This is a genomic window from Mesorhizobium sp. M7D.F.Ca.US.004.03.1.1 (genome assembly GCF_003998635.1).
GTDB classification, from domain to species: domain Bacteria; phylum Pseudomonadota; class Alphaproteobacteria; order Rhizobiales; family Rhizobiaceae; genus Mesorhizobium; species Mesorhizobium loti.
Genome location: NZ_RZQG01000148.1, coordinates 1 through 9,613, shown reverse-complemented (window position 1 = coordinate 9,613; position 9,613 = coordinate 1). Strand labels below are relative to the sequence as shown.

The 9,613-nt window shown below is 64.5% G+C and carries 9 protein-coding genes; 3 read left to right on the top strand and 6 right to left on the bottom strand.

Translation table 11 applies throughout. The annotated features are described in order from the left end of the window. From EN935_RS11500 to EN935_RS11485, 3 genes are all read left to right on the top strand, one after another. On the top strand, window positions 1–824 hold an 824-nt coding region (locus EN935_RS11500), incomplete at its 5' end, for a LysR family transcriptional regulator (protein ID WP_164771085.1). 218 nt (window positions 825–1,042) lie between these two features. Next, window positions 1,043–1,486: a hypothetical protein gene (locus tag EN935_RS11490; RefSeq protein ID WP_126066763.1), complete on the top strand. Its 444-nt coding sequence runs from the start codon at window positions 1,043–1,045 to the stop codon at window positions 1,484–1,486. After that, complete coding sequence (locus EN935_RS11485) at window positions 1,483–3,639, top strand: phosphatidylserine/phosphatidylglycerophosphate/cardiolipin synthase family protein (RefSeq protein ID WP_127264666.1); 2,157 nt, start codon at window positions 1,483–1,485, stop codon at window positions 3,637–3,639. The genes EN935_RS11490 and EN935_RS11485 overlap by 4 nt, the downstream gene beginning before the upstream one ends. Window positions 3,640–3,646: 7 nt before the next feature. Here EN935_RS11485 and EN935_RS11480 read toward each other — a convergent pair whose 3' ends face one another. The 6 genes from EN935_RS11480 to EN935_RS11450 form a co-directional block, all read right to left on the bottom strand. Further along, window positions 3,647–4,903, bottom strand: coding sequence for a D-amino acid dehydrogenase (locus tag EN935_RS11480; RefSeq protein ID WP_109664561.1), 1,257 nt, complete (start codon window positions 4,901–4,903; stop codon window positions 3,647–3,649). A gap of 120 nt (window positions 4,904–5,023) precedes the next feature. Next, window positions 5,024–5,548 (bottom strand): nucleoside-diphosphate kinase, encoded by a 525-nt coding sequence (locus EN935_RS11475; RefSeq protein WP_245468925.1) that lies wholly within the window; start codon window positions 5,546–5,548, stop codon window positions 5,024–5,026. 35 nt (window positions 5,549–5,583) lie between these two features. Then, window positions 5,584–6,000: a nucleoside diphosphate kinase regulator gene (gene rnk / locus EN935_RS11470; protein ID WP_127264668.1), complete on the bottom strand. Its 417-nt coding sequence runs from the start codon at window positions 5,998–6,000 to the stop codon at window positions 5,584–5,586. A gap of 275 nt (window positions 6,001–6,275) precedes the next feature. After that, entirely contained in the window at window positions 6,276–7,415 is a 1,140-nt protein-coding gene (gene alr, locus EN935_RS11465) for an alanine racemase (protein ID WP_127264669.1), read from the bottom strand. A gap of 182 nt (window positions 7,416–7,597) precedes the next feature. Beyond that, window positions 7,598–8,119 (bottom strand): RNA pyrophosphohydrolase, encoded by a 522-nt coding sequence (locus EN935_RS11455; protein ID WP_127264670.1) that lies wholly within the window; start codon window positions 8,117–8,119, stop codon window positions 7,598–7,600. A 30-nt stretch (window positions 8,120–8,149) separates the two neighbouring features. Beyond that, complete coding sequence (locus EN935_RS11450) at window positions 8,150–9,331, bottom strand: divergent polysaccharide deacetylase family protein (RefSeq protein WP_127373327.1); 1,182 nt, start codon at window positions 9,329–9,331, stop codon at window positions 8,150–8,152. Window positions 9,332–9,613: the final 282 nt, after the last annotated feature.

Below are 9,613 nucleotides of genomic sequence, written 5' to 3'. Positions count from 1 at the left end.
GCGCAGCCAAGCGGCTGGAGCTCAACCACGCCACCGTCTCGCGCCGCATCGCCGCGCTTGAGGATGCGCTGCGGACGAAGCTGTTTCGCCGGCTGACCACCGGCAGCGAGCTGACGCCGGCGGGCGAGCGCTTTCTCGATATTGCCGAGCGCATGGAGGGCGACATGATCGCCGCGCGCTCGACCGTTGCCGGCGAAGGTGACGATGTCTCCGGCACGGTGCGCATCGGCGCGCCCGACGGTTTTGGTGTCGCCTTCCTGGCCAAGCGCCTGGGCGCGCTGACCGCGCTGCACCGCGAATTGACGATCCAGCTGGTCCCGGTACCGCGCTCCTTCTCGCTGTCGCGCCGCGAGGCCGACATCGCCATCACCGTCGAACGGCCGACGGAGGGCCGGCTGGTGGCTGGCAAGCTGGTCGACTACTCGCTCGGCCTGTTTGCGTCGCGCGACTATGCTGAGGTGCATGGTTTGCCCCAAACCGCCGCCGAGCTTGGCCAGCACACACTCATCGGCTATGTGCCGGACCTCATCGTCAGCCCGTCGCTCGACTATGCGGCGGAATTCAGCGCCGACTGGCGCACCAGCTTCGCCATCTCCTCGGCGCTCGGCCAGGCCGAAGCGGTGCGCTCGGGCGCCGGCATCGGCATCCTGCACACATTCGTCGCCCGCTCGATGCCGGAACTTGTGTCCGTCGACATCGTGGCGCCGATCCGCCGCGCCTACTGGTTGGTCTATCATGAATCGGTCAGGCCGCTGCGCCGCGTCCAGATCGTCGCCAGCTTCATCACCAAGATGGTGGAACGGGAGAGGGGCCTGTTCGTCTGATGCATGTCGCCCAAAAGTGGCCTCGGTTTTGGGAGAACGACATGCATAAAACAAAGACGCTAAAGCGCATCGCATGAATCCGATCAAACGCGATGCGCTTTAGCCGTGCCGCCTTTTCCTTGCCACAAAACCGGCCAGTGTGGCATCAGGCGTGCGGTCGCCGGCCACGGAGCAGGTCGCCGGTTGGGAAATCTTTCAGAAAGCTGGCGCGGATAGATATGCGAGCCGTTCTTGCCATCCTGCCGCTGCTTTTCGTTTCCGCATGCGCCAATCCGTGGATGAAGGTCCCGGAGGCCGAACTGCCCAAACCGATCCGCAACGCCATGGCGCGGCCTTCGCCTTTCGTCTTCGGCAATTATTGCGGCCCCGGCACCCGCACCGGCGATCTGTCGGCCCGGCCGGTCAACCGCCTCGACGCGGCCTGCCAGACGCACGACGCCTGTTACATTGCCCGCCACAACCATTGTGACTGCGACGGCACCCTCGTCGCCTCGGCGAAAGCGATACGCGACGACAAGACAGCGCCGCGCAAGGTGCGCGGCGAGGCCGAACTGCTGATCGCCACCTTCGCCATTCCCGTCTGCAAGGTCTTCCCGCAGGGTTTCATGCCACCGCGCGACCCGGCGCAATTGAGCGTCCTGAAGGCCGGGGCGACCGGGTGAAGGCCCGTGCATCCATCGCCATCGTTCTATTCGGGCTGGCTGTCCTTGCCGGCTGTGCCGACGCTGGCCGCAATGCCTGCGACGTCCTGCAAGGCCAGACGGCCTGCGCGCGACCCTTGCTATCGGCCAGGACGGCCGGGTCGCAAGTCGCCGCCGCGCAGTTCTTCGGCGACGCCGGCACGAGCGACTACGAAAAACGGTTCCTGGCACTGCTCGCCCACCACCAACTCGACGCCATGGACCGCGCGAACGGCACCGGCCCTTTCGGTCACGACCGTTATGAGATCCGCAACAGCGATTTCCAGGCGACCTACCGGACACTGCAACAACTGGCCGGACCGGTTGCCGAAATACATCTGCCGCCGGCCGGCGCCAGCGGCGGCGACGGCCATTTCGACGGACGCTGGCGGATGTCGCGGCAGACGCTCTACATCGATGCGGCAGTGCGGCCTTCGACGCCCAGGATCTTCGATTTCTCCGGCCTGCAGGCGCGCAGCGTCGAGATCATGCTGCGCCAGGCAGGCAAGCAACCGACCGACATCGAGGGCACATGCGACGGCACGCTGGCGATCAGTGCCGGCGGTGGGTCACGCACAATCGCCACGGGAACGGCATTCCATTTTCGCCTGTCCGGCGAGGACGACACGGTCAGCCTGTTCCCGAGTGACGGCCTGAACCGCTGCGTGCTAAGAATCCGCTCCAGCCTTGCCCCTGCCGGCGCACCGCTCACCATCGAGCGCGAAGAGACCGCCGACCCGGCACTTGCCGCTTTCGACAGTCGCTACGAGCGTTGCACGACGCCCGATCCCACAGGCCTCGATCCGCTCAGCCGCGCCTTCTACGCCAGCCGTTGGCTGTCGCAGACCTGCGCCTTGCCGATCGGAAAGCCGCGCCTGCTGCGCAAGTCGCGCGACGGCTTCAACGCCAAGGTCGAGGCGCTGATGGGAGCGCCGCTGTCCGACAGCGCCATCGACAAGGGCGACCCGGAGCTGCCGCTCGACTTTTCCAATGCCCCAAAACTCAAGCTGATCTATTTGTCGTCGCTGGAGTTCAAGGCTGACTTCTCCGGCCGCATCATCGAACGGCTGATCCGTCATCATGCAGCGCTTGGCACCAAGGTGCGCATTCTGGTCACCGACGTGCTGGAGCGCGACAAGGACGACGCCCTGCTGCATCGGCTGGCGGCCGAATTTCCCAATGTCGAATTGCAGGAATATCGCTGGCGGGCGGACCGGGGCGCGCCGATCGACGAGCAGATTTCACAATTGCACAAGGTTCATCATATCAAGATGCTGGCGACGCTTGCCGACGATCCTGGGCGGTCACGCGCCATCATCGGTGGCCGCAACATCCATGACGGCTTCCTGTTCCACCAGCCGATCGATCTGTCGCGTGATCCCGATCTTGAGCAATATGGCAAGACCGACGGGTTCTCGCTGAACTACTATTCGAACTGGAGCGACTTCGACATCGAGTTCGCCGATCCGGCCACGGTCCAGACACTCGCCGCGCATCTTTCGACAGTGTGGCTGCGCGACGCCGACACCAATCTGGCGCGTCCTTTCTCCATTCCAGTCCGGTCCGACGGCGCCCGCCCGTCAGGCACGGCGCGGCACTTCATTTCGGTGCCCTACGAGGATGGCCATGCGCTGGAGGATTATTTCGTCGAACTGGTCGACGCCGCCCAGCACCACATCCAGATCGTCAATCCTTACCTCAACCTGACGCCCAAGCTCGCCCAGGCTGTTGACCGGGCGCTCGCCCGCGGCGTCAGGATCGACATTGTCGGCCGCATTGATCTCAAGGGCGATATCGGCGGCAGGTTCCTCACCGCGCTCAACAAGCTGTTCGTCGAGAAATATGGCGACCGCATCAACATTCGCGAGTTCAAGGCGCCGGATGTCGTGCTGCATTCCAAGATCATGATGATCGACGAAAGGCTGGTGGCCATCTCGTCTGTCAACCTCAACAACCGCAGCTTCTTCCACGACTCGGAGAACGGCATGATGGTGCTCGACCCGGCCTTCTACACCAGCATGAATCCGATCTATGACGACTATCTCGCCCACTCGAACCCGGTCGCCAGCAATGTGACGATCCCGTGGGCCTATCGGCTGCTGTTCGACGAAGACTGGGTCAGGCAAGCATTCTGACCAACGCCTACCGCAGATAGCGCTCCTGCGCGAGGTCGCGGACATCGATGTCCGGCACCCGGCTGGAGATGATGTCGGCCAGCACCTTGCCCGAGCCGCAAGCCATGGTCCAGCCGAGCGTGCCGTGCCCGGTGTTGAGATAGAGATTGGAAAGCTCGGTGCGGCCGATCAGCGGCGGACCATCCGGCGTCATCGGCCGCAGTCCGCACCAGAACGTCGCGTCCCGCATCGCGCCGGCGCCCGGAAAGAGGTCACCCACCGAGTGCTCCAGCGTGCGCCGCCGCGATTCATGCAACCTGAGGTCGAAGCCGGAAATCTCGGCCGTGCCGCCAACCCGGATGCGGTCGCCAAGCCGGGTGATCGCCACCTTGTAGGTCTCGTCCATCACCGTCGACACCGGTGCCGCAGCAGCGTCCTTGATCGGCACGGTGATCGAATAGCCCTTGACCGGATAGACCGGGATCGGCCGCTTCACCCGGCGCATGAACCCTGCCGAATAACTGCCCAGCGCCATCACATAGGCGTCGGCGGCTTTCCAGCCCTTGCTGGTGCTGAGATTGGCGATGCGGTTGCGGCTGCGGATGACACGCCAGATCGTAACGTCGTATTCGAACTTGACACCGCGCGCCACACAGAGCTCTGCCAGCCTGTCGGTGAACATCTTGCAGTCGCCGGTCTCGTCGTGCGGCAGCCTGAGGCCGCCGACGAACTTTTCGCGCACTCCGGCCAGGCCCGGCTCCGCCGCGATGCAGCCGTCCTGATCGAGGATCTCGTAAGGCACGCCATACTTCTTCAGCACCTCGACATCGCCACCGGTGCCGTCGAGCTGCTTTTGCGTGCGAAACAGTTGCAGCGTGCCCTGTGTCCGCTCGTCATAGGCGATGCCGGTCGTTTCACGCAGCGCCTTCAGCGTGTCACGGCTGTATTCGGCGAGCGGCACCATGCGCGCCTTGTTGATCGCATAGCGCTCGGCCGTGCAGTTGCGCAGCATCTTGATCAGCCATGTCCACATATGCGGATCGAAGGCCGGCCGCACCACCAGCGGCCCATGCTTCATCAGCAGCCATTTGATCGCCTTCAGCGGAATGCCGGGGCCGGCCCACGGAGAAGCGTAGCCCGGCGATATCTCGCCGGCATTGGCGAAGCTGGTTTCCAGCGCCGGGCCTTTCTGGCGGTCGAGAACCGTCACCTCGTGGCCGGCCTCGGCAAGAAAGTACGCCGTGGTCACCCCGATAACGCCACCGCCCAGCACCATGATCTTCATCGTTCACTCCTTGCCGCCGCGCGTCCTTCAGGACGCCTTGGCCGCGGCCGCATTTCCGATTTGCGCATGATCCCCGGCGAAAATCGATGCCGATTTTCGAGATCATGCACTGTTGCCCGTTCACGCCGCCGTGGGACCGGGGTCGTCATCCCCCTCTGTCTGCCGCATTCCGGCTCTCTCGCCAAGAGGCCGCCAATCGGCTGCGGCGCTGTAGACGAGGGTGAGCCGATGCGGTCGTCGCACCTCGGCTTGGGATTTCTCCCTGACGGCCCGTCGCGCGGCCTCCGGCTGGTAGAGCACGGCCGCGATCAGGATCGACTCCCGCCTGCCGTCGGCCTGTTCAATCGATGCCGTCTGGCCCTCGGCCATGCCAAGCATGCAGAGCCCCCGCCTGGTCGTGATCGACAGGCTGGAGCCGACCGGCCCGCGCACCTCGTTTTGCACCAGGGTTCGGGTCTCGGCAGGGCCGGCATCGATACGAAACACCACCCTGCTGTTCAGCGTCACGATATCGGGTCCGACCGAATCGATCGGAACGACATCGGCTTTGGAGAGCTTGTGTGCAAGCATAGGAACGATCGGATCCGCGAAAGCCCGCCGACGCTCCAGCATGATCTCGAGGACGGCGAAGTCCTTCGTCGTCAACCAGCATTTCGTACCTGTCATCACCGCCTCCATGATCAGGACCGCTGCTGGACGTAGGCCGGCGTCTCGACGGCTTCGACGATCAACGACAGTTCCCGGCCGCCACGACCGCTCCAGCACACTGTCTCCCCGATCGACGCGCCGATGAGCGCCGTCCCCATCGGCGTCAGCACTGAAATCCTGTTTTCTGTGATGTCGGCATCGCCGGGATAGACCAGTGTGATGCGCTCCCCGCCATCGCCGCGGATTGTCACCGTCGAGCCCATCCGCACCACGTTGGCCGGCATGGAAGCCGCCGCCGTGATGACGGCCCGATCCATCTCCGAAAGCAGCTCTTCGGCTGTCTCGGGCACGCGATCGAGCGACGCCCGCGCCAGGCCCGTCAGCCTGTTGTGGTCGGCATCGCTGACCAGAAGCCGGCTCGGTGGACGCAATCCTGCTGCATGTTGCATGGCAAACCTCATGAGTTGGCGCATCGAACAGATGCGCGCCTGCCGCCGTACTGACGGCGGCTTGATGAAAAGCCGTCAGCCGCGAGGGCTGTCTGGCTTGAGAATGATGATGTCAGGTAGAAATGCCCCGGTTCGGACGGACGCCAAAAGGCGACCGCGCCGGGGCTACGATCCCGCGATCGGGCAGACCCTGAACAAGATTCTGATATGGGCGAGGTTGCTCATACCCGGAGCCTTGCCGACAGGCGTCCGCTTGTCAAGCGCGGCCAAACCGCTCAACCGTAGACATAGCGCCGATGAAAGCGCGGGCCGAGGCTGGTCAGGATCTCGTAGCCGATGGTGCCGGCATGGCCGGCAGCGTCATCGACGCTTTGTGAGGGACCGAGCAGTTCGACGAGATCACCCTCGCGGAGCTTGCCGGACGGCAAGGCGGAGATGTCGAGAATGATCGAATCCATCGACACTCGCCCGAGGAAGGGCAGGCGCGCGCCCTCGAACCAGGCCGCGGACGCCGCGCGTCGGTGCCAGCCATCGGCATAGCCCAGCGAGATCGTCGCAGCAGCGAGCGGGGCCACAGTGTGGAATGTGTGGCCATAGCCGACACCAACGCCGGCCTCCAGCATGCGTGTCTGGACGACCTTGGCCTCTAGCCGTACCACCGGCAGCATCGGGTTCGACCTGGCCGGCGTCGGATTGATGCCATAGAGCGCGGCACCGGGGCGTGCGAGATCGTAGTGAAAGCGTGCCCCAAGAAAGATGCCGGACGAATTGGCGAGCGAGGCCGGCGCCGCCGGCAACATCTTGCGCAGCCCCTCGAATGCCAGTCGCTGCCGCTCATTGGCCGGATGCTCCGGCTCGTCGGCACAGGCCAGATGGCTCATCACGAAACGGATGTCGATGCCGTCGAAGGCATGCGGATCGGTGGCAACGCGCTCCACATCCCGGGGCGCCATGCCGAGCCGCGACATGCCGCTGTCGACCTGGATCGCAGCCGGCAGTTTTCGGCCGGCGCGGCGGCCCGCCGCGCGCCAGGCCGCCAATTGCCCCACGCTGTTGATGACGGCGCAAAGGTCCGCCGCCACGGCGTCTTGCTCGGCGCCAGGCGGAATGCCGTTCAACACGAAAATGGCGGGGCCCGGCCCGATCGAGCGGCGCAAGGCGACCCCTTCGCCCAGCAGCGCGACGAAGAAGATATCGCAGCCTTCGCCCAGCAGCGCCGCCGCGACCTGGCTGGCGCCAACGCCGTAACCATCAGCCTTGAGCACACCAGCGCAGCGAACATTGCCCAACCGCGCTTTCAGCCGCCGGTAGTTTTCACGGATCGCACCGAGATCGATGGTGAGGACGGCCCCAGCCGCCACTTCGCTTGTGGCGGTGACCTCCTCGGGCAGCGACCTTTTGGGGACGTCGTTCATGGCGACCCTTCCAATGCATGTCGCCCAAAAGTGACTTCGGTTTTGGGACAACGACATGCATGCAGACAAAGACTAAAAGCGCGTCGCATGAATCCGTTTCAGCGCGACGCGCTTTTGGTGGCGGATAGAGACATCAATAGGACCGCCGGGCCGGCGCGGCAACCGCGGTTGTTGTATCGCGGCTATTGCACCAGATGCCGGAACGCCGCCACCACGTCCTCATAGACATGGCGCTTGAACGGCACGACCAGGCCGGGCAAATCCTGCATAGGCCGCCATGCCCATTTGTCGAACTCGGCGGTGTGGCCGCCCGGCGGCGGATTGATCTGGATCTCGCCGACATCGCCGTGGAAGCGAAAGGCGAACCATTTCTGCGTCTGGCCGCGATACCGTCCCTTGAAGGCGATGCCGACGAGGTGGTCCGGCAAATCATAGTTGATCCAGTTGGGCGCTTCGGCCAGCAGCGAAACGCCGCGCATGCCGGTCTCTTCATAGAGCTCGCGCTCGGCCGCTTGCAACGGCTCCTCGCCCTTGTCGATACCGCCTTGCGGCATCTGCCAAAGCTGCGTCGTGCCGGCAAATTCGCTGTCCGGTTCGGCAATGCGATGCCCGACCCAGACCAGGCCCTCCGCGTTGAGGATCATCAGCCCGACACAGGGCCGATAAGGCAGCGTTTCGCGATCGACTTTCTTTGTCTTCGCCATCTGTCAATCTTCCAATCTGTTTTCCGATGGCTAGCCTTTTTGCGGGTCAATGGCCACCGCCGAAATCGGCACGATCTCAATGCCGCGCTTCTTGGCCTCGGCCGCCCAGGACGCCACCGTGTCGACGGTCAGGTCGAAAGCAGAGCCGATGCCGACGGCCGTGCCTTTGGCCCGCGCGGTCGCTTCGAGACTGTCGAGTTTCTTCAGGATTTCGCCGCGATCCTGCACCGCATCGATCGCCATGTCGCCGGAGACGAAAGGCACGCCGTCCTTCAGAGCCAGGTCCGGCGCCAGGCTGCGCGCCGACGAGCCGTCATCGATATAGGCGAGGCCGCGTTTGCCGAGCTCGGCCATGAACGGTTCCATCGCCGCCGCGTCGGCGGAAAAGCGAGCGCCCATGTAGTTCATGACGCCGGTATAGTTTGTCGTCCGCGACAGCGCCCAGTGCAGGTTCTTCAAATTCTCGTCCGTGCTCGCCGCCACCGTCAGCGTGTTGCGACCGGGGTTGACGTTCGGATAGTCGAACGGCTCGAGCGGCACCTGCATGACAACCTCATGCCCGCTTTGCCGAGCCGCCTGCATCCAGCGGCCAATGCTGTTGCCTTGCGGCGCGAAGGCCAGCGTCACTTCCGCCGGCAGCTTGGCGATGGCCGCCTGGGTGCCTGTCTGCGAAACCGAAAGCCCGCCGATGATGATCGCTACGCGCGCGCCGCGCCCGCCCGACCAGGGCCGCGCATAGACGTCGAACGGCCGTCGGCCATCGGCGGCGCGGACAGGCAAAGGCCCGGTATCGCTGGCTTCGATCAGCGCCTTGTCTGGAATATGCGCGATCTTCAGGTTCTGGCCGATGGTCGACGGGTCACGAATGACGATCGCTGCCCTGGGCGGGCCATCGCCCTCTTCCGTCTGCACATGGATGATCTGCGGCCCACCCGTCTTAGCCGGCACTTCCGGCTTCGGTGCCGCCACCGGGGCCAAAGCGGACGGCGCGACGTCAGGCTCGGCCGCCGCTGTCACTTTCGGCGTTGAAACGGCAACCTCTTGCGGCTTTCGAAACGGCTTTTCCCTGAGCGCGATCGCGCCGGAGACGCCCGCCACCACCAGCACGACCGCAGTCGCCATGATCGCACCGCCGCTGACCTTGCCAGCAGCGCGCGGCGACCGGACAGCCTGTCCGAGCGGGCGTTCGATGTCCTTGCCGATATCAGCCAAGCCTAATCCCCGGGGCGCATGGCTTCGAAGCCGAAACCGCTTCGAAAAGACATGCGCGAATTCTTCCATCCTGGCGCACCCTTGGCGCCGTGTTTGAGGGCTTCGCCTTGCCCCCGAATCAAACTGCCGGAACCTTTCGGTCCCGGCAGCATCGCATTGCTTCCATCAGGCGGCCAGACCTGTTGTTGGCCACGGGCCTACTGGTTGAGAACGGCCTTTTGCGGATTGGGCGGGAAGGACGGATCGGTCTTCTGGCCGCGCAGCAGCTGCTCGGCATAGATG